General features: G+C 42.7%; 16 protein-coding genes. 9 read left to right on the top strand and 7 right to left on the bottom strand.

Annotated features, from left to right (window positions below; genetic code table 11):
- Positions 1 to 115: 115 nt before the first annotated feature.
- Positions 116 to 1,243: a glycosyltransferase family 4 protein gene (locus tag FIS9605_RS0126295; protein ID WP_026735246.1), complete on the top strand. Its 1,128-nt coding sequence runs from the start codon at positions 116 to 118 to the stop codon at positions 1,241 to 1,243.
- A 185-nt stretch (positions 1,244 to 1,428) separates the two neighbouring features.
- Here the strand turns inward: FIS9605_RS0126295 and pyk are convergent, their stop codons facing one another.
- Entirely contained in the window at positions 1,429 to 3,198 is a 1,770-nt protein-coding gene (gene pyk / locus FIS9605_RS0126290) for a pyruvate kinase (protein ID WP_026735245.1), read from the bottom strand.
- Positions 3,199 to 3,879: 681 nt separating this feature from the next.
- Here pyk and crtR point away from each other — a divergent pair.
- Together crtR and FIS9605_RS0126275 are read left to right on the top strand one after the other, a co-directional pair.
- Complete coding sequence (crtR, locus tag FIS9605_RS0126280; RefSeq protein WP_026735243.1) at positions 3,880 to 4,797, top strand: beta-carotene hydroxylase; 918 nt, start codon at positions 3,880 to 3,882, stop codon at positions 4,795 to 4,797.
- A gap of 424 nt (positions 4,798 to 5,221) precedes the next feature.
- The gene (locus FIS9605_RS0126275; RefSeq protein ID WP_026735242.1) at positions 5,222 to 6,175 is read left to right on the top strand and encodes a GDSL-type esterase/lipase family protein; all 954 of its coding nucleotides are present in this window, start codon (positions 5,222 to 5,224) and stop codon (positions 6,173 to 6,175) included.
- Between the two features lie 161 nt (positions 6,176 to 6,336).
- Here the strand turns inward: FIS9605_RS0126275 and aroH are convergent, their stop codons facing one another.
- The 3 genes from aroH to FIS9605_RS0126260 form a co-directional block, all read right to left on the bottom strand.
- Positions 6,337 to 6,705, bottom strand: coding sequence for a chorismate mutase (aroH, locus tag FIS9605_RS0126270; protein WP_026735241.1), 369 nt, complete (start codon positions 6,703 to 6,705; stop codon positions 6,337 to 6,339).
- Between the two features lie 204 nt (positions 6,706 to 6,909).
- On the bottom strand, positions 6,910 to 7,731 hold the full coding sequence (sppA, locus tag FIS9605_RS0126265) for a signal peptide peptidase SppA (protein ID WP_026735240.1): 822 nt from the start codon (positions 7,729 to 7,731) through the stop codon (positions 6,910 to 6,912).
- A gap of 522 nt (positions 7,732 to 8,253) precedes the next feature.
- Complete coding sequence (locus FIS9605_RS0126260) at positions 8,254 to 8,541, bottom strand: hypothetical protein (protein ID WP_026735239.1); 288 nt, start codon at positions 8,539 to 8,541, stop codon at positions 8,254 to 8,256.
- Between the two features lie 485 nt (positions 8,542 to 9,026).
- On the opposite strand from FIS9605_RS0126260, the gene FIS9605_RS46195 reads away from it, so the two are divergent.
- From FIS9605_RS46195 to plsY, 5 genes are all read left to right on the top strand, one after another.
- Positions 9,027 to 9,149, top strand: a complete 123-nt coding sequence (locus FIS9605_RS46195) for a hypothetical protein (protein WP_269321072.1) — start codon at positions 9,027 to 9,029, stop codon at positions 9,147 to 9,149.
- A gap of 95 nt (positions 9,150 to 9,244) precedes the next feature.
- Positions 9,245 to 10,042 (top strand): MlaE family lipid ABC transporter permease subunit, encoded by a 798-nt coding sequence (locus FIS9605_RS0126250; protein WP_026735237.1) that lies wholly within the window; start codon positions 9,245 to 9,247, stop codon positions 10,040 to 10,042.
- 119 nt (positions 10,043 to 10,161) lie between these two features.
- The gene (locus FIS9605_RS0126245; protein ID WP_026735236.1) at positions 10,162 to 10,578 is read left to right on the top strand and encodes a DUF3119 family protein; all 417 of its coding nucleotides are present in this window, start codon (positions 10,162 to 10,164) and stop codon (positions 10,576 to 10,578) included.
- 150 nt (positions 10,579 to 10,728) lie between these two features.
- Entirely contained in the window at positions 10,729 to 11,985 is a 1,257-nt protein-coding gene (locus tag FIS9605_RS0126240; RefSeq protein ID WP_026735235.1) for a DUF3086 domain-containing protein, read from the top strand.
- A 205-nt stretch (positions 11,986 to 12,190) separates the two neighbouring features.
- A complete protein-coding gene (plsY, locus tag FIS9605_RS0126235; protein WP_026735234.1) occupies positions 12,191 to 12,883 on the top strand; it encodes a glycerol-3-phosphate 1-O-acyltransferase PlsY in 693 nt (230 codons plus the stop codon).
- 25 nt (positions 12,884 to 12,908) lie between these two features.
- On the opposite strand, the gene FIS9605_RS44380 is transcribed toward plsY, so the two are convergent.
- Both FIS9605_RS44380 and FIS9605_RS38255 read right to left on the bottom strand, forming a co-directional pair.
- A complete protein-coding gene (locus FIS9605_RS44380) occupies positions 12,909 to 13,331 on the bottom strand; it encodes a zinc ribbon domain-containing protein (RefSeq protein WP_197036148.1) in 423 nt (140 codons plus the stop codon).
- Between the two features lie 17 nt (positions 13,332 to 13,348).
- Positions 13,349 to 14,344: an RNA-guided endonuclease InsQ/TnpB family protein gene (locus FIS9605_RS38255; RefSeq protein ID WP_231510471.1), complete on the bottom strand. Its 996-nt coding sequence runs from the start codon at positions 14,342 to 14,344 to the stop codon at positions 13,349 to 13,351.
- 78 nt (positions 14,345 to 14,422) lie between these two features.
- On the opposite strand from FIS9605_RS38255, the gene FIS9605_RS44375 reads away from it, so the two are divergent.
- A complete protein-coding gene (locus FIS9605_RS44375; RefSeq protein WP_197036146.1) occupies positions 14,423 to 14,560 on the top strand; it encodes a hypothetical protein in 138 nt (45 codons plus the stop codon).
- Between the two features lie 45 nt (positions 14,561 to 14,605).
- On the opposite strand, the gene FIS9605_RS0126225 is transcribed toward FIS9605_RS44375, so the two are convergent.
- The gene (locus FIS9605_RS0126225) at positions 14,606 to 19,060 is read right to left on the bottom strand and encodes a pentapeptide repeat-containing protein (RefSeq protein WP_026735233.1); all 4,455 of its coding nucleotides are present in this window, start codon (positions 19,058 to 19,060) and stop codon (positions 14,606 to 14,608) included.
- Positions 19,061 to 19,279: the final 219 nt, after the last annotated feature.

The raw sequence follows: 19,279 nt of genomic DNA, 5'->3' as shown, positions 1-19,279 counted from the left end.
ATTTTATGTATGTACGACCACAGACGCACAATCAATAAAAGTTTTTCCTCTACCTTCCCCCCTCTTGTAGGGGGGAATGAGGGGGGTGCACACAAATAAATTCCAGAGTATGTAAATGAGCAAATTATTAATTAACTTATCGGTTATATTTTCGCAACCTACGGGTATAAGTAACTATGCTAAGAATCTTTTCCCTTATTTAAAATCTTTTAACCCTACTCTCTTAACTGCCGTAAATTACCCAGAATTTCACTGTTATTCAATTCCAGATCATCTTACTCCCGCTCATGGTACAAAAGGCCATTTTGACCGCTTAGTGTGGACGCAGTTTCAATTGCCACAAATCTATCAAAAGCTAAAATCTCACCTCATTTTTTCTCCACTCCCGGAAGCACCTTTATATTCTAATTGCCGTTTTATCGTGATGGTTCACGATGTCATTCCGTTACGGTTTCCTAAGCGCTTTTCACCCCTTACACCCTACTTTCGCCACTATATTCCCCAAGTTCTCCGGCAAGCGCAACACATTATCTGTAACTCCCAGGCTACGGCGAGAGACATCGTTGACTTTTATGGCATTCGTGCTAACAAAATAACGCCAATACCCTTGGCGCATGATGCGAGTCATTTTAGACCTGTTCAGATCCCCCCAACCCCCCTTGAAAAGGGGGGCTATATTCCCGCCTTTTTACAAGCAGATGAAAATTATTGTCCCTATTTTCTCTATATTGGCAGACACGATCCCTATAAGAATTTACACAGACTCCTTGCTGCTTTTGCAAGGCTACCGAATTATCGCGATTACGAACTGTGGTTAACGGGATCGCCAGACAAACGCTACACTCCTCTTTTACAAGCGCAAGCAGAGGAACTGGGTATAGCAAAGCAGATAAGATTCCTAAACTACGTTCCCGATCGCGAATTGCCAACGATTATAAATGGTGCGATCGCTCTCGTTTTCCCCAGTCTTTGGGAAGGTTTTGGTTTCCCTGTTCTAGAAGCAATGGCTTGCGGTACTCCCGTCATCACTTCCAACCTCTCCTCTTTACCAGAGGTTGCTGGCGATGCTGCTATTCTCATCAATCCCTATGACCATAGAGAAATTACAGAGGCAATGTCTAAAATTGCTACTGATAATCAACTACGCGATCGCCTTTCCGCCGCAGGGATCAGCAGGGCAAACCAATTTAGTTGGCAAAAAACAGGACTAGCAACGGCGGAAGTATTAAAGCAGTTTCTTTGAACACAAGAGATTGGTTAGTAGTTAGTAGTTAGTAGTTAGTAGTTAGTAGTTAGTAGTTAGTTGTTAGTTGTTAGTTGTTAGTTGTTAGTTGTTAGTTGTTGATTTTTAACCACTATCCACTAACCACTATCCACTAACCACTATCCACTAACCACTATCCACTAACCACTAACTACCAACCATTTTTATGGCGTTCCTACTGCCCCAGAGTAAATTAAACCCCGTTGCATATCCATTGTGAGAATTGCCCCATCGCGAATCACCTCTGTTGCCTTCTTGACGCCAACAATCACAGGTACGCCCAGACGTAAGCCAATGACTGCTGCGTGACAGGTGAGACTGTCTTCTTCAGTAATAATACCGCCTGCTTTGCGAATTGCCTCGACAAAATCAGCGTTGGTACGAGGCGCAACCAAAATATCCCCAGGATTAAAGCTACTTGTATCCATGCCAGTGTGAGCTACTCGGGCGCGACCGCTGACGGAACCTTGTCCGAGTCCAATTCCCTGACCCAAAACGGCAGTTACGACTTCTACCTTAATTAAATCAGTTGACCCAGAAACGCCTTGGAGTGTACCAGCAGTCATCACCACCAAATTTCCCTCAAAGACCAGCTTGTTTTCCAAAGCAACGTTAATAGCTGCTTGGAAAGTCTGACCGGTGGAAGGCAGTTCTAATACTAACAGTGGTTTGACACCCCACACCATTTGCAGTTGCCTTGCTACATTCACATGGGGCGTTACAGCCAAAATCCTTGTGCGGGGACGGAACTTAGAAACGTTGCGGGCAGTGGCTCCGGTTTGCGTTAAGCTCATAATTGCCGCAGCCCCTAGCTGTTCAGCGATTTGCCCCACTGCTTGGCTAATGGCGTTGGGAATAGAATGCTTCCTATCTGTGACCTGACTGGCGTTAGAATTTTGTGCTGCTTCTTGCTCGATTCTTTCGGCAATGCGTGCCATCGTTGCTACTGCTTCTACTGGGTATTTACCGACGGCTGTTTCATTGGAGAGCATTACTGCATCTGTACCATCTAAAATCGCATTTGCCACATCCGATACTTCCGCACGAGTCGGACGAGGGTTACTAACCATACTGTCTAACATTTGGGTAGCGGTGATGATGGGAATCCCCAAGCGATTGGCAGTGGCTATTAGCCGTTTTTGCAGCATGGGTACATCTTCTGCTGGCAATTCTACGCCCAAGTCACCCCTAGCAACCATCACACCATCACACAAAGCCAAAATCGCTTCCATCTGTTCGATGGCTTCGTGTTTTTCTATTTTGGCAATCACTGGCACTTGCTTACCCGTGCTGGAAATTAGTTCTTTAATTTCCATCACATCCTGCGGGTTGCGAACAAAGGAAAGCGCTATCCAGTCAACGCCTTGATCTAGACCGAACATCAGATCCTCGCGGTCTTTGTCGGTCATGGCTTTAACGGAAAGGTATACTCCAGGAAAGTTAACGCCTTTGTTATTGGAGAGGGTTCCACCGACGGTGACACGACAGTGCAGATCGCCTTTTGTGCGGTTAATATCTTCTACCTGCATTTCGACTCGGCCATCATCAAGGAGGATTCTTGCGCCGATGGGAACTTCCTCTGCTAAATATTCATAAGTGACGCAGCTAATTTCCTGGCAACCAACAACAGGGCGATTTGTCAAGGTGAAGCGATCGCCTTTTGCCACTACTATCGATCCATTTTCAAATTTCCCCAAGCGAATTTTTGGTCCTTGTAAGTCTTGGAGAATACCAACAGGTTGATTCAACTCAAAAGCTGTCTGCCGAATTAAGCGAATATTGCGCTGATGGTCGGCATGAGAACCGTGGGAAAAGTTCAGTCGCAGCGTTGTTGCACCAGCTTCAATAATAGCTTTAAGCATTTCCGGGCTGCTGGTAGCAGGGCCAATCGTGGCGACAATTTTTGTTCGGCGTACAGAGTCTTTTAATTGCATAGAGGCTGAATCTAAGGGGCTACTCAGGGAATTATGATGTAGCGGGAGGGATAAATGCTTAGAGTCTCGTCTGGCATCATACCGTTATTTTGCACCTGATATGCGAATATATCGATAAATCTTGCTACACAAAACTTTAAAACCTTATTATTTTTCAGAGCGGAATTTAGTGTCGTTAATTTGCCGCTTCTATATACCAAATGGATAAACCCCAAGAAACCCTGTTGCTTGTCTGTCATTATAGGCTGGTTGAGTTCGTCAGCCACAAGGTTGTACAGCTTGGCTTTGCTATGGCAATTTTGGGGGAATTCCATACCACCATATGCGTGGCTCTTGACCAAGTCCCAATTGCCAAGGAGGATAGCTATGTAGATAAATCTAAGCATGGGCTAATCAGAACTGCTCTTGGGTAGCCTGTCAATGCTATTAGCAACGTTTACCTGAATTTTGACTTCATTTGTAGTCTATAAGAGTCTATCTGACTCTCAGGAAAGCTGCTAATTTCCGAGACTGCCCTCTAAAGGATATTGTGCGTCTGTGCCCTCAAACTTAATTAGTGCAGCGTGCTGGAAATAACTATCCAGTTAAACAAAGTAACAATGCTTAAGTTATAAGCTTTCTTACCTTCTCATAGCTGCCTTCTTGTACTAACAAAATTTTGATTTTACTAAGGAGTTCACAATGCTGACGTCGGAGGCAAAGAAGCCACTGACAGTCCCCCAAAAACTGACAGTTCCTCCCAAAGAATTATTGGCGTCTCCCGGTGGTTTTAATCCAACACTGCTAATGTTTTTAGCAGCTGTGGCGATCGTTGTGGTATCTTGCTTTGGCTACTGGGTTTGGCATTGGCCGCATTGGATATCCTTTGTGATGAATATTGTCGCCCTACATATTTCTGGGACGGTAATTCATGATGCCTGCCACCAATCTGCCCATCGCAATAAGATTATTAACGCGATGCTAGGGCATGGAAGCGCTTTGATGCTGGCTTTTGCTTTTCCAGTGTTTACGCGGGTGCATTTGCAACATCACGCTCATGTCAACGACCCAAAAAACGACCCAGATCATTTTGTCTCTACTGGTGGCCCCTTGTGGTTAATAGCAGTGCGTTTTTTCTATCACGAGGTGTTTTTCTTTAAACGTCGTCTCTGGCGTAAGTATGAACTTCTAGAATGGTTTCTCAGCCGTTTGTTTGTAGTGGCAATTGTTTTGCTCTCTGTTCAATTCCACTTTTTGGGTTATATTTTGAATTTTTGGTTCGTACCTTCTGGCATAGTTGGATTAGCATTGGGACTATTTTTTGATTATTTGCCCCATCGTCCCTTTGTTGAGCGCGATCGCTGGAAAAATGCTCGCGTTTATGCCAACCCAATTCTCAATATCCTGATTCTGGGACAGAATTACCACTTAATTCATCATTTGTGGCCTTCTATTCCCTGGTACAATTACCAGCCTACATACTATCTCATGAAACCTCTGTTAGATCAAAAAGATTGTCACCAATCTTTAGGATTGCTACAAAAAAAAGACTTTTTCGATTTCCTTTACGACATCTTTTTAGGAATTCGTTTTCATCGTCAAAAACCAACGGAAAAATAGCAAAACAGGCAAGACAAGCTAATGGCTAATCTATTGATTAGCAATCAAGCAATTAGCCATTAGCAGCCTCTAAACTGACTACATAGATATGCATAAGCTTTAATTTCCGCAGCCGTAGCAGGAAATTAAAAAGTAAAAAGATAAAAGTAAAAAGTAAAAAGTAAATCCCCATAAATAAATTAAGGGGATTTGAAATGGACGCATTTTTATCTCATTTGACCCCTTCACGTGTTGGTCTCACTTATCGCGCTACGCGTCTCTCAAAAAGTATTTTTACTTGTTTCATAAATAAATTTAGGATGCTCCAAACCCAATATTTTCTTCTTATTTATGAATACCTTTTTACTTTTTACTTGTTCGGTGATACCTAGTCTTACCCTACGGGAAGCCGCCCCACCTGGGGTCTTCCTGCTAGGATGGATAAATGATGTACCGACATCAGCATTGGAACAGAAAATGGCGTGTTAGGTTAGCAAAGAGTACGCCGATCGATCAAGTGGGTGACATCATGGGTATCCAAAATCATATCCGCCGTTTATTGAGCATACACAAGAGTATCGAGTGTGTAAGCGAAAAAACAGCCCGTGCTTGGTGGGGTAATGTAAGTCTAGCCGTCACACTATTGTGTTTTCTTCCGGTTGGAACTGCCACCGCAGTTACCAAAACCAAAGTGATGTCCTTAGGAGATTCTCTATGTGAAGGCAATATTGCTGTTCTGCGGAGTGCGGTGGCACAGACCAAACTTGGGTCTACCATAGACTGGGTGGGAACTAAAAAAGACGGTGCATATCAAGACCCCGATCATGAGTGTCATGGTGGTTGGTCGGCGGCGCAGGTGTTGCAACAACCGAAATCAAATGTTCGTCTCCCGTCATGGGAAGGAAAGCCAGGGAGCATTCGGGACTGGGTTCAAGCGACCAAGCCTGATGTGGTGCTGATCATGCTTGGCACAAATGATTTCTTTGGTAGTGATGTACGAGGCGATAACACCTCAGAATTTCTTACACAATCCCTTCAAGGAATTATCGATGATATCTTGTTATTACGTCCCAAAGCCAGAGTTGTGGTCGCCTCAATTCCTCCGTTTAAATGGGATATTCGCGATGGTGTTGATACTAGTCAAACGAGAACTACAGCCAACGCATTTGTGAAGCAGCATGTCAAGCAGCTGTCTGCACAGGGCAAGCGCGTCTACTTCCTAGATATGAACGGTGCAATACTTGCTCGATTGAAACAGGGCGATATTTTTAGTAGCGACGGTCTCCACTTTAACGATTCGGGCAATAAGTTCATAGCACAGCAGTGGATAAGTGCTCTGAAAGCGGTACTTCAAGATAGACCAACACCCATTATTCCGACAACTTCTAAAAACTACTAACATCAACAAGCGCGTCATTTTTTCCTGTGCTATGAAAACGCCTGAATGCCCAACATTTCGAGCACTTCGTTGCTTAGGCTCTCTACTTTCGAGGTAGCAGCTGATGCCTTACTGCCGAAATTTTGAGTTATCGTGTTGGTATATTTCTGCATCTGGTTTGGTTATAAAGGTTGGGATAAACTCCAATCAGGACGCAGATTTTGAGCATGACGCAAATAGGTATGGTAGACTGAAGCAGAGACTGGGAGATAGACGTGAATTAAAAATCGGATGCAGCGTTCTAAACTACCCTCAACGTACATTTGCTGTACATCCAACATAGCGATATTATTCCAGTAAGGACGTTGGCGAGCGATCGCAGCAGGAAAAATCGCATCTAAATCGCGTGTCACCGTAAAGGTAACACTAATAATATCCGATGGATGCAGGTGATTTCGTTTTTCCAACTCATCTAATAATTCCATCACTGCTTCTCGCATTGCTTCCACCGTATTTTCAGTAACGGTAGTTGCGCCGCGAATAGACCGCATTCGCCACTCCACCAATTTATCCTCCTTAAATTAGTCAATAGTAATTAGTCAATAGTTATTAGTTAATAGTCATTGGTCATTGGTCATTAGTCAATGATTAGCTGTTGGTTGGTAGTTGGTTGTTGGATGTTCCAAATAACCAACAACAAACAACAAACAACAAATAACTATTCAAATGACAAATGACAAAGGACAAATAACCATTTATGGTCGATACAACCACAAAGGCAAACCACTAGTAGACATTTCAAACTCTAGCCAGTCAATTCCAGAAGCCAATCCGGATGAAACCTGACGAGTCCCTGGCAATAAACGACTCAACAAAGGTTTGCGTTCTTCCAGCGTAAAGACGGGTGTTTTTTCTGGGTCAAGACCAACAAGTTCTGCTGCCCAACGACGGGCATCTTCCTCTGTTCCTAACCTGTCTACAATACCCAATTCTAAGGCTTGCTGACCAGTAAATATACGACCGTCAGCGAAACTTCTGACAGTGTCTACCCCTAAATTTCGTGCCTCAGCTACCGTTTGCACGAACTGTTGGTAACTAGTGTCAATCAATTCTTGCAAAATATTTTGTTCGGGTTCAGTCAATTCCCGGTCAAATGCCAAAATATCTTTGTAGGGTCCAGATTTAATGACCTTAAAAGAAACCCCTATTTTGTGCAGCAAGCGTTCCAAGTTGTTACCACGCAAAATCACACCAATACTACCTGTAATGGTACCTGGGTTAGCCATGATGTGTTCAGCACCCATACCAATGTAGACACCGCCAGAAGCAGAAATATTGCCAAAGCTGGCTATAATTTTTACTTTTTCACGCAAACGCTTCAAAGCGCTGTAGATTTCTTGAGAATCGCCTACCGTGCCACCAGGGCTATCAATACGTAGCAGTAAAGCTGGAAATTTCTTCTCTTCTACGGTTTCTAGGGCTTCTAAAACTCTTTTACGAGTTGCACTGGCGATCGCACCAGTAATTTCTATTCGAGCAATTTGTTTGCGAAACCTAGGCTTAAAAGGCCAAATCATGAGCAGTCAAAAAAACCTCTAAATTGTATATACAATTATATTCTTTGTACGCTATTACTCTTGCCTACTCATCAACTTGCTTTACACTAGCCCAGAACGAGAAGCAGTAAAAAATTTAGTATTATCGTTGAGGTGGATGAAGAGAGGGGGGATGGGGAGATGGGGAGAGAGTTTAATGCTTTATCCCTAATTTCAAAAAATACAAATTACCAGCATAATAGCTTAACTGTTAGGTACGAAAGTTTTCGGCGATTAAAATTGTCGTGATAGCCAAAGTATATAAGGTTTTTTCTGTCGAGCACAGTGTTCTTTTAAAAGCCAACGGTACAAAATTTTGGACTAGTGACTATTAATTATTAATTATTGACCAAAATTAAATATTTTTCAGATCTAAATTTAATAATAATTTACTTATAATAATCCTACTCTAGCCCATCGCTGCTTTTTCCAATTGAGGGAATAAACTTCTTAAAATTTATGCCCAAAAACATAAACTTCAACAGAGTGGTCAGTTCTTAGTAATTACCGTAGAATTTGACACCTGTAGTAGGCATAAGTATCAAACAGCGCCCCTACAAAGCTACAGGTCAAACTAATTACAATTAATCCTCTTAGGGCAGTGCCACTACCAAAGATAACGAGAAACTGCAATATATGAGTGGCGATCGCTTCTGTTATTCCTTGTAAACCGGGAATATAACCCATTAGCGATACAAGCAATAGTATGCCACCGACGAGGAACATCGGTGCGACAAAACTAAAAATTATCGTCAGTAGTAGCGAACGGAGAAAGTTAATCCAAATCGTCATGAAAATCTGGCTCCCTGATTTAAGAGGACAATAGCCGTTTCCCTGAGTCGTCATTTTCTACAATTTCTACAATAAGTGCGATCGCTCCACAGTGGGCAAGATTTCAACATTCTTAAGTTTTTATTAAAATACCTACATACAATTTTCTCAGAGTATTGTCAAACCCAAAAAGCCACTCACTCCAGATAAATCCAGAAATATCAAGCTTTACGCTGATAATTATAAGTCTGCCTATAGTCAAAATGCGGCTGATTGCAGTGTTAATTTCTGAGATGAGATTTAAACTTAGTTAACCAAAAAGGGGAGATGGGGGGATGGGGAGAGGGGGAGATGGGGAACTCACCGGCCCCCACGACCGCGCTTGGAGGAGCCAGTGCGGTGGTGAGGCAGTGCGCTCCAAAGGGGGTTTCCCCCATGTAGGCGCGCGCAGCGCGGCTTCTCGTAGAGTACCCGGAGGGCTTCGGTGCAGGGTACGACTGCCGTGCATGGTTAGGAGCCACTACGTTGCGGGTGTACCAAGCGTTGTAGCACGTGGCGTCACCTGGCGTTGGGGATTAGGGGCAATGGGGAGATGGGGAGAGGGGGGAGAAATAACCACTAACTACTAACTACTAACCACTAACTCTTGACTAATGACTAATGACTATTGACTATTGACTAAATTCGCTATTCTAAATGCAGTTACCGAGTTAGCTAGTGAACATTGAGCGAGACTACATCCAAATCTAGTTTGGGAACATGGGGTCAGCGGTTGCTGGCAGGGATTTTTCTAGGTGGACAAGTAATAGTCCACCTCCTCAAGGGCAAAATTCATCGGCGCAATACTCTCGAACAAATGGCGGTAGTTGGGCCGGATTCGCTGTTTATTGCCCTATTGACGGCTGTTTTTGTCGGTGCGGTATTTACCATTCAGGTAGCCCGGGAGTTTATCACCTTTGGTGCAGGAAACCTTGTTGGTGGAGTGCTGGCGGTGGCACTAACACGAGAACTTGCCCCTGTTCTTACCGCTGTGGTTTTGGCAGGACGGGTTGGTTCGGCATTTGCAGCAGAAATTGGCACAATGCGGGTGACAGAACAAATTGATGCCATGTTGATGTTAAAAACCGATCCGATTGATTATTTAGTTATTCCCCGCGTGCTGGCTTGCCTTTTAATGATGCCAGTTTTAACTCTTCTGTCTTTGGTGACAGGGATGCTGGGAGGATTGGTGATTGCAACGAATATATACAATCTGTCTGATACGCAGTTTCTAGACTCAGCCCGTAACTTTCTTGGCAGTTGGGATATTATTAGCGCCATTATTAAGGCGTGTTGCTTTGGAGTTTTGATAGCCGTAATTGGTTGCAACTGGGGCTTGACAACAACAGGAGGAGCCAAAGGTGTGGGACAATCAACCACAACTGCTGTTGTTACCGCCTTGTTGATTATATTTATTAGCAATTTCTTTCTTTCTTGGTTAATGTTTCAAGGAACTGGCAGTGCGTTATTACAAGGCTTTTAGATTTTGTTGGTAGTTATTTGTTGGTAGTTGGTGGTTGTTGTTCCAAATAACGAACAACAAACACCAAACAACAACCAACCAACAACAAGTACTAACCACTAACTCTTAAAATAAGAATAATGTCCACTAACCAAACAGGATTTGAGACTGTGACTACTTCGCAAGCGCCATTATCAGCATCTACTGTGGAACTTAAGCCCAGTTACAACATACCTGTGGTGTTAGTGATTGGGGCGATTCCATTGCTGTTGGTGCAACCTTGGATAGGTGGCGCGATCGCACTATTTGGGTTGTTTCTCATGTTTCAGGCAGTAACACTGCGTTTGCAATTTACTGCTACTGATTTAGATATTTACAGGGGTGAAAAATTAATTAGGCGCTTTCCTTACCGAGAATGGCAAAACTGGCGTATATTCTGGGACAGGGTTCCGATACTGTTTTATTTTAAAGAAGTTAAAAGCATTCACTTTTTGCCAATCATATTTGATCCTAACACCCTTAAAATTTGCTTAGAACAACGCTGTCCGCGCATTTAGTAATTAGAAAACCAGACGCCTTGCGTCTGGTTTTGGGCAGAGTATGCTGAGTATTTATGTTGTAAACTCAGGATTCGAGACTTTTAAAGCTCGTAAATTGTATATTGCTTAAAGCTTTTTAATTGTGTCATCGGAATTAGATTATCGTTTATGAATCCAGAGGAATATCAAACTCCACAACCAACAGATGAATCTTTAGAACCAACAAAAGCAGAAAGTTCTACAAATGAGCAAACGGAAAATTCATCTGTTGAATCTGTGGTGGAAGCCACAACACAAAATTCTATAGTAGATGCACAATCTGCTTTGCCCATCGCTAGTGCAGAAGCTACAAGCCCTGTAGATGAGGATGTGGCGCAGCTAGATGAAGAAGCACCCGCACAAGGGTCACAAATAGAATCAAAATTAGAAGACAATCAACCAGAAGTACAAGCAACGCAACGACTTGCCGAATTGAAACAACAAGAACAAGACCTCAAAGCAGAAATTGCTAATTTGCAAGCTTCTTATAAAATCCTTCAGGGGCAAATAAATGAAACGCAAATAGCGATGGGGAAACTTGTACAAGAGTCGCTTTCGCAATTAGAACAACGGAAACAATCGTTGCAACTTTCTATAGAACAATTGGAACGGCGTCAAGAACGCATTCGCAACGAGATGCGAACCACTTTTGCAGGTGCTTCTCAAGACTTAGCCATTCGAGTGCAGGGTTTTAAAGATTATCTCACAGGTAGCTTACAGGATTTGGCGGCAGCGGCAGAACAATTGCAGTTGGTATCTAAACCGAAACCAGAACCAGAAAAATCAGTAATCAAAGAAGTAAAACCCGCTGAACCTCTGCCAGGAACACCACAATTTGCTCAACAGCAATTCCAAGACACTACAAAGCAAATTCGTCGCCTGATTGACCAGTACCGTAACAAACCAGATTACTACGGGCCACCGTGGCAGCTGCGCCGTACCTTTGAACCAGTCCACGCTGAACGAGTTTCCAACTGGTTCTTCAACCAAGGTGGACGCGGTGCTTTGCGAACTATGGGTAGTAGGTTGCAAAATATACTTATAGCTTCAGCAATTATCTCTATACTAAATCATTTGTATGGCGATCGCGTCCGTACTTTGGTTTTAGCCAATACACCAGAACGTTTGGGTGAATGGCGACGCGGCTTGCAAGACTGCTTGGGTATTGGTCGTCCAGATTTTGGACCCGACCGAGGAGTAGTATTATTTGAAGCACCAGAAGCAGTGGCACTAAAAGCCGAACGCTTGGAAAAATCTAATCAACTCCCTTTGATTATCATTGATGATTCTGAAGAGTTAATTAGTTTGGCACTGTTACAATTTCCCTTGTGGTTAGCCTTTGCCCCTGACCCCAAAATGATGAGAAGTTATGAAGATGATTTTTAAGGGTTAGTAGTTAGTGGTTAGTGGTTAGTAGTTAGTAGTTAGTAGGGGCGGGTTTGAATAGATATCTCGTCTTTTGAAGCTCAAAAGTTTTATAGCTAAACCCGCCCGTACAGTAGTTAGGGGCAATTTTTGACAACCAACAACTAACAACTAAACAACCAACAACCAACCAACCACCATCAACCAACAACCAACAATTAAAAATATGACTATTTGGTTAAGTTTGTGTGGGGCTATTCTGCTTGTAGCTTATTTACTGGGTTCGGTTCCCACCGGTTACACATTAGTGAAACTGTTGAAAGGCATTGATATTCGTGAAATTGGTTCTGGTTCAACAGGGGCAACCAATGTGTTAAGAACATTGGGTAAAGGACCTGGGGCGTTTGTTTTATGCATTGATTCCCTTAAGGGAATCTTAGCAATCTTCCTTGTTTACTGGGTATTCAACTTTGCTCAAAGTCAAAATTTGATTCCCCCAACGGTAAATGCCGAAGTTTGGCAATCCTGGATGGTAACTTTAGTTGGGTTCGCAGCAGTACTTGGACACAGTAAATCAATTTTTTTAGGATTTACAGGTGGTAAGTCGGTTGCTACCAGTTTGGGGATTTTGCTGGCGATGAATTGGCAAGTAGCTTTGGCAACAGCAGGAGTGTTTGCCATCGTTGTAGCGATATCGCGGATTGTTTCTTTGAGTTCGATTTTTGGTGCGATCGCTGTTTCGATTTTCATGGTGATTTTGCATCAACCGTTACCTTATATATTGTTTGGCGTTGCGGCTGGTTTGTATGTAATTTTGCGGCATCGTAGTAATATTGAGCGGTTAATAGCGGGTACTGAACCAAAATTAGGACAGAAAGTACAAGTAGAAACTGAAGAAAGTGCAAGTCCGGCTAGTTAAATGAATAGAATTGACGCTCTCCTTACTAGAAGTAAGGAGATTCACAACGAGGCACTGTCGTGCCATTGTTGTTATCTTGGAAGAACAGATCTAATTGAACTCCCAAGTTCCCAGGCACACCACGTTTGCTTCTATGAGCGTGGTGTTGTCTCCTTTTAGCCACTGTTGATTCAGTGGTGGGCGTTTCAAACAGTAATAGCTGTTTGGGTTCCGGCAAGTCCCGCCGTACCTTTTTGATTTGTTTAAGAGTTAACCGATATTGGTTAACTGCTATAAGCTTGATGTTTCTTGCAGCTTGCAAATTAGCATCATCCACATGACCGCAGTTGGTACAAATGAATTTTTCACCATCCCGACTAGCTGCATCGATATGATGACAAGCGCTACACTCTTGCGAACTGTGGCGTGGGTTGATTTTAAAAACGACTTTTCCTGACAATGATGCCATGTACTCAATCTTAGAAATCAACGCATACCAGGAAGCATCTGCAATTGACCGAGACAAAGCACGTTTAGCACTCTGCCGTTGGGAAGAAATCTACCTGTTTTTTCGTCGTATTTTGGCTTGCACCGCTTCATCATCCCGGAGATATTTAAATCTTCTAGTGCGATAGCGTCAGCCTTTTTGATTATTTTTTTAGCAACTTGCCATTGATGTGCCTCACGTTTAGTTGCGATTCGATGTTGAAAAAGTGATAGTTTTTGTTGTGCTTTGCGTCTACTATGAGAGTGTTTATTTTTACGAGAAACACGACGCCCTAGAATACGTTGTAAACGCTTAGTTTTCTTGTTGGTAGCAAATCTGGGAATATCAATTACTGAACCATCAGAACAATAAACAAGTTTACCCAATCCCATATCTAACCCAACAACAGTATTGATTTCCGAGTTGGATTTTACTGGAAATACGGGTACATTTGTATCTTCAATTCTGATAGAAACGTAATAACCATCTGCTTTTTTGCGTACAGTGACAGATTTAATCTTAAATGCTGTGGGGATTGGTCTGGAATTATAGAATCTCATCCATCGCAGCTTGGGTAAATAGATTTTATTCCCATCTACTTTTACGCCAGTGGTGAATGTAAAAGACCGCATCGTGCTGCGGTTTTTGAATTTAGGAAAACCACGCCCATCAAAGAAATTTTCAAAAGCTTTATCCAACCGCTTGATGTTTTGTTGTAGAACGGTTGAATCAATATCTTTGTACCAAGGGCGCGCTTTCTTGAGTTCGGGAAGTGCCGTAATCTGTATCTCTCCGGCGCTTCGTTTTTTGCCATTATCACGCCAAGATTCGCCACTAGCACCAAACTTAACTGCACAACAAGTTAAAGGGCAAGCTATTGATTTAGTTTTGATATCACAGTATTCGCCTTGGATAAATTTTTGTTGGTAAGTGTCAATTCTGTCTACCAACGACCAATTGTAATTTGCTCTCAGCATGTCTAGCCAGTTATCCATTTTGACAACTTGCGCCTGTTTTGGACGTAACTTGTAGACATAACCTAGAAGCAAAATATAACCCTCTAACTGTAGACGATGCTATATTTATCTACAGCAACTATAGCAGAGATTCAGGTCGCATTGGGACAAAAAGTCGCGGCAATTAAAATTGCCGTTTGCGCTCTCTCCCGGCTAGAAGCGCGGGAGTTTTGCGCTTATCGTCTTACCCGATAATTTGATGTGAAAACCCAATCCCCAATCCCTAATCCCCAATCCCTTTTACCCTAATTCAACTGCTCCCAAGGCTCGAAGGTTGGCTCTTTGGTCTTCCGTCAAGCCAATAACACCAGTGATGTTCATTCCCTCATAAGGTTTAGGAATCTTCAAAGATAAAGGTGGTTTCAATTCATCATTGTGCATATTTCTTAGCCGAATCATCCCATCATGAATACCAGCGGCAATTAACTGTCTATCGGGACTAAAGGCCACTGATAAGACCTCATCAGCATCTTCCTGAAAGGATTTAATGAGTTTATCTTCATGAATATTCCATAAATGTACAGATCCATCTTGAGAGCCACTGATGAGCGTATGTCCATCAAGACTAAAAATAACTGAATGTACCCAATTGTTATGTTCCGTTATAGTTTTGATGCACTCACCTTTTGACATTTCCCAGATCTTGACAGTGCAATCGTTACTACCACTGGCCACTATCTGGCCATCCGAACTAAAGGCGATCGACCTGACTAAGTTCTCATGACCGTGCAATATCTTGATGGTGTCGCCTGTCTGAACATCCCAGATTCTGATTGTGCGATCATCACTGCCGCTAGCAAGTAACTGTCCATTGGGACTAAAAATAACTGTTCGTACCCAATTCCCATGACCGCGTAATATTTTCGGAGGTGTACCTCTATGAATATCCCAAATTCTGACAGTGTTGTCATCGCTACCACTGGCAAGTAGCTGACCATCTGGACTAAATGCAACCGATCTAACCCAGTGATCGTGATCTTTAAGAACTCGGAGGCATTGTTTACTCTTACTGTGCTTAAGTTCCCAGATTCTGATAGTGTGATCGTCGCTACCGCTAGCAAGTAGCCGACCGTCCGGACTGAATGCCACAGACCAAATGCGACTGGTATGTCCTCTGAGAGTAGTTGCAATCTTGCCAGTATGGATATTCCAGATCCTGACAATCTTGTCTTCACTGCCATTGGCAAGGTATTTACTGTTGGGACTGAAAGCAACTGACAAAATCCAATTAGAGTATCCCCTCACCGTACTCAGACATTGACCAGTTTGAGCATCCCAGGTTTTCACAGTTTGGTCATCACTACCACTAGCAATTTGCTCTCCATTCAAGCTAAAAGCAACTGACCAAACTCGATTATCATGACCATATAAAATGTTGCGGCATAGACCTGTTTGAACATCCCAGATTCTGACAGTGTTGTCATCGCTACCACTAACTATTTTTTGCCCATCGGGACTAAAAGCCACCGATCTCACCCAATTTTCATGTCCGAGAAAGTTTGTACGACATTTCGTTGTCCGAATATCCCAGATTCTGACAGTGTTGTCATCGCCACCACTAACAATTTGCCGTCCATCGGGGCTAAAAGCTACTGCCCTCACCCAATTCTCATGTCCTGTTAGAGTCTTGAGGCAGTTACCTGTGTTAACATCCCAAAGTTTGATGGTTTTATCCTCACCAGCACTGGCAAGCAGTCTACCAACAGGGCTAAAGGCTACTGACCAAATCTTACCAACATGTCCTGTTAAGGTCTTTAAATACTCACCAGTATTGACATTCCATATTTTTATGGTTCCATCTTCACTACCACTAGCAAGTAGCTTGCCATCATGACTAAAGGTGACTGAACGTACGCAACTAGTATGTCCTTCTAGTGTATGGAAGAACTTACCAGTTTTGATATCCCAGATCTTCACAGCTTGGTCGTCACTTCCACTGGCAAATCTTTGACCATCAGGACTAAAGGCGATCGAGCGAACCCAGTGGTTATGTCCTTTACAGATAGAACGTCTTTGTCCCTGAAAAAGGCAAATTTCGCCATTAGAAGAACCGATCGCAAAAAACTCTCCACTAAAAGCAACTGATAAAATACTGCCGAAGGGTTCTTTAAAAAGAGAATCATCTAAATAAGCACCCGTAAGGTTCGTATTTTGAAGGTTGGCATTGGTTAAATCAGCACCTTGAATAACAGTATGGCTTAAATCTTGACCCGCTAGAGCCTCTGGATCGATTTGCAAAAGAAGTGTTACAGCATATCCAGCAAGATAACCGACTTCCTTTTCCGCTTTGCCTCGTGTAGCTTTAATTACCGCCATCAGACGCTCAGCAGCGGTTTTCGAGCGGTCAAGCATATGTTCGAGTAAATCGAGTACAGCCTTTGTTAAGTCTCTTTGTCTGTTTGTTAGTTCTCCTAGTCTGAAAGCATTAAATAAACGGTTTAGCGATACAGTAGAAAATTCTTTGAGTGGTGCAATGGGTATGACTTTACCTTGTTCGTCTACTTGACGTTGAAAATAAGAAAACCAAGTATATGCTTGAGGAGGAGCATTTTTGTCTATATGTAACGACTCTGTTGCCAAATCGACAAAGTCAGAAGCTAAAACTCCCAATTGTGCAGCAAGTTTATAAGCGATAAAAAACTCTAGGAAGGAGCGATGAGCTAGCTCGTAGTCACCATCTGCATTTCGAGTCAACATAGACTGACCCATCATGTCATAGCTCCAATGATCGATCTCTTCTGGCTCCTGTACAATAGAACCAAACAATCGGCGAATCCTGTCAGGGAAGTTTCGATAGTTCAGCTGCATTTGATCGGTGACGAACATTTCCCAAGACAGTTCGCAGAGGAAATAAAGCTTGTCCGCTGGAGAAGTAAACGTGCGCTCTGCTTTGATATCCCGAGCCATCTTCTCTCGAACAGCTAATAAATAGATGTGAGACAGATCTACTGGCTGATCTGCCTCAATTTTAGGCAGCGCATCCAGGATCAAATCAATCATCACAGGTCGTCTAGCTAAATCCAAGAGTTTATGATTTCTTGTGACCTGTTCTACGATCGCGTCCCTTTCTCCTTGAGTTTTATCTTGGAGACGAGAGCGAAGCATTTGACGAATTTGTCCGTTACTGAGTATTTGTAGTTCTAGTACCTCAAATTGAGGGCCTAGTTTCCTGGTAGAGGTTGGCTGTTCTGTTTCAATAGAATCTAATAAAGCTGCATTCAGGAGAGAGCGACCTTTTTCTATCTTAGGAAGATGCTCAGCACGGCAGGTGAGAATAACCTTGGCTCCTGTTTCTACAACCTTAGCTAGCTCCCAAAAGTTATCAATCACCTTGCGACGATCTACCTTACCTGCCATTTCATCAAAACCATCGAAAATGAGCAGGAGCTTGCCCATACTATTAAGTTGTTTGAAGACTAAATTAGTGAGGGGGATATTGTGTATGGAAAAAAAGAACCAAGCTAGAACATTCTCTACATTAAGTGCTTTAGTATAATCCCGCAGAGGAATAAGTAGGGGTAATCTTGGTCTGGGAGTGCCTTGTTTCTTTGCTTCCTGATAACGTTTTAAAGCAGTCCAAGCATAGTGAAATGCAAACCAGGTTTTGCCAGTACCGAACTCTCCCAGAACGGATATGTGTTTTTTGTCTGGATCGTCTAGCCAGCGATCGATATAGCCATCAATCCAGCCATCTGCCTCAGCATAACGACTAACTATCGGTTCTCCTGTAACTGGGTTAATTCCTTCTTGTTTAACACAGGCTAAAGGAACATAAGTTTTGTCATTAATGCCCCGCTTCCTCAGTTGTTCTTCTAACCATTTAAAATATTGTGTAAAGTTGACACCTTCGTCTATGACTTCATCGAAGGTGTAACAAAATAGTTCCAGTTCTCTCTGTTTTCTGTACTCTGCGATCGCCTCACTAGCAGCATGGCTAAATTTAAGTTCTTTTGTTGCTCTGTATTCTGCGATCGCTTCGCGCACAGCCCGACTAATACGAAGATCTGCAACTAGCCACCCTTCATTTGGCTTGTACTCTTTTACTGCTTGACATAAACCGTCAAGGTGGTTCAGGTTAGCTTCACCTTCAACACCGCGTGCCAGGATGCGATCGTATCCCCCTCGTTTGGGGATATGGACAATCATCTCAAAATAGTCCTCTTGCCTTCTGCCACCTGGTATCAATTCATAGCCCAATGCCTCAAACCAAGCTCTCATTTTCTTCTCAAGTTCACAAGGCTCTTTGCAGCTTTGACTCGTTTCATGTTCTTGAGGAAAGAAGCTTAGCCCACCTTGACTTTGGAAATTTAAGTATGAAGATTGGGATGACCAACCGATCTCGGATAACTCTGACTGACTCGATGGTTGAGACACAAGGTTAGCATCATCCACACCCAAGTCTATATTCTGGACTTGCAAAGATGCATTGTGACTTAACAATGTTCTTTGCAGAGCGGCGCGAAAATTTCTTTTGCTGACTTCTTCTCCCAAAGCCTCTGAAAGCAACTTCCAAAACTTATGGCTGACATCTCCCTTCAGATAGTTAGGTTTATAGGGTGAGCCTTTTGCCATCTTTTCATAAGTCAAACCCTCCCAAGATCCGCGCAGTACAGTCAATTCTGGGTCAGTCAGCCTCCTACCTTTAGCTTTGTACACTGCTGACTCTACAATCTCGAGAACGTCTTGAAAATTCATGAGACAGTGGAAGGTGAGGATTTTTTATCATGATAAAGCATGAATTGACCTATTTATATATTTTTAAGTATATATACTTATGATTTTATGTTATTCATAAACATATCTTTATGAATTTTTTAATTTATCTTTGATTATTTTTAAGCTGAAATGATGGTAATACTGTTACTATTCGACTCATGCTAAAACTGGTGGTTGTCACTGAGACTATTTGACAAT

Origin of the sequence: Fischerella sp. PCC 9605 (assembly GCF_000517105.1) — a bacterium.
In the GTDB taxonomy this organism is placed as follows: Bacteria; Cyanobacteriota; Cyanobacteriia; order Cyanobacteriales; family Nostocaceae; genus PCC9605.
Note: the sequence above shows the minus strand (reverse complement) of the source record. Positions and strands in the feature narration are given on the sequence as shown.

Coding starts and splice junctions, on each gene's coding strand:
- FIS9605_RS0126295 (WP_026735246.1), top strand. CDS start 116: ATGAGCAAATTATTAATTAACTTATCGGTTATATTTTCGCAACCTACG.
- pyk (WP_026735245.1), bottom strand. CDS start 3,198: ATGCAATTAAAAGACTCTGTACGCCGAACAAAAATTGTCGCCACGATT.
- crtR (WP_026735243.1), top strand. CDS start 3,880: ATGCTGACGTCGGAGGCAAAGAAGCCACTGACAGTCCCCCAAAAACTG.
- FIS9605_RS0126275 (WP_026735242.1), top strand. CDS start 5,222: ATGATGTACCGACATCAGCATTGGAACAGAAAATGGCGTGTTAGGTTA.
- aroH (WP_026735241.1), bottom strand. CDS start 6,705: ATGCGGTCTATTCGCGGCGCAACTACCGTTACTGAAAATACGGTGGAA.
- sppA (WP_026735240.1), bottom strand. CDS start 7,731: ATGATTTGGCCTTTTAAGCCTAGGTTTCGCAAACAAATTGCTCGAATA.
- FIS9605_RS0126260 (WP_026735239.1), bottom strand. CDS start 8,541: ATGACGATTTGGATTAACTTTCTCCGTTCGCTACTACTGACGATAATT.
- FIS9605_RS46195 (WP_269321072.1), top strand. CDS start 9,027: ATGGTTAGGAGCCACTACGTTGCGGGTGTACCAAGCGTTGTAGCACGT.
- FIS9605_RS0126245 (WP_026735236.1), top strand. CDS start 10,162: ATGTCCACTAACCAAACAGGATTTGAGACTGTGACTACTTCGCAAGCG.
- FIS9605_RS0126240 (WP_026735235.1), top strand. CDS start 10,729: ATGAATCCAGAGGAATATCAAACTCCACAACCAACAGATGAATCTTTA.
- plsY (WP_026735234.1), top strand. CDS start 12,191: ATGACTATTTGGTTAAGTTTGTGTGGGGCTATTCTGCTTGTAGCTTAT.
- FIS9605_RS44380 (WP_197036148.1), bottom strand. CDS start 13,331: ATGGCATCATTGTCAGGAAAAGTCGTTTTTAAAATCAACCCACGCCAC.
- FIS9605_RS38255 (WP_231510471.1), bottom strand. CDS start 14,344: ATGGATAACTGGCTAGACATGCTGAGAGCAAATTACAATTGGTCGTTG.
- FIS9605_RS44375 (WP_197036146.1), top strand. CDS start 14,423: ATGCTATATTTATCTACAGCAACTATAGCAGAGATTCAGGTCGCATTG.
- FIS9605_RS0126225 (WP_026735233.1), bottom strand. CDS start 19,060: ATGAATTTTCAAGACGTTCTCGAGATTGTAGAGTCAGCAGTGTACAAA.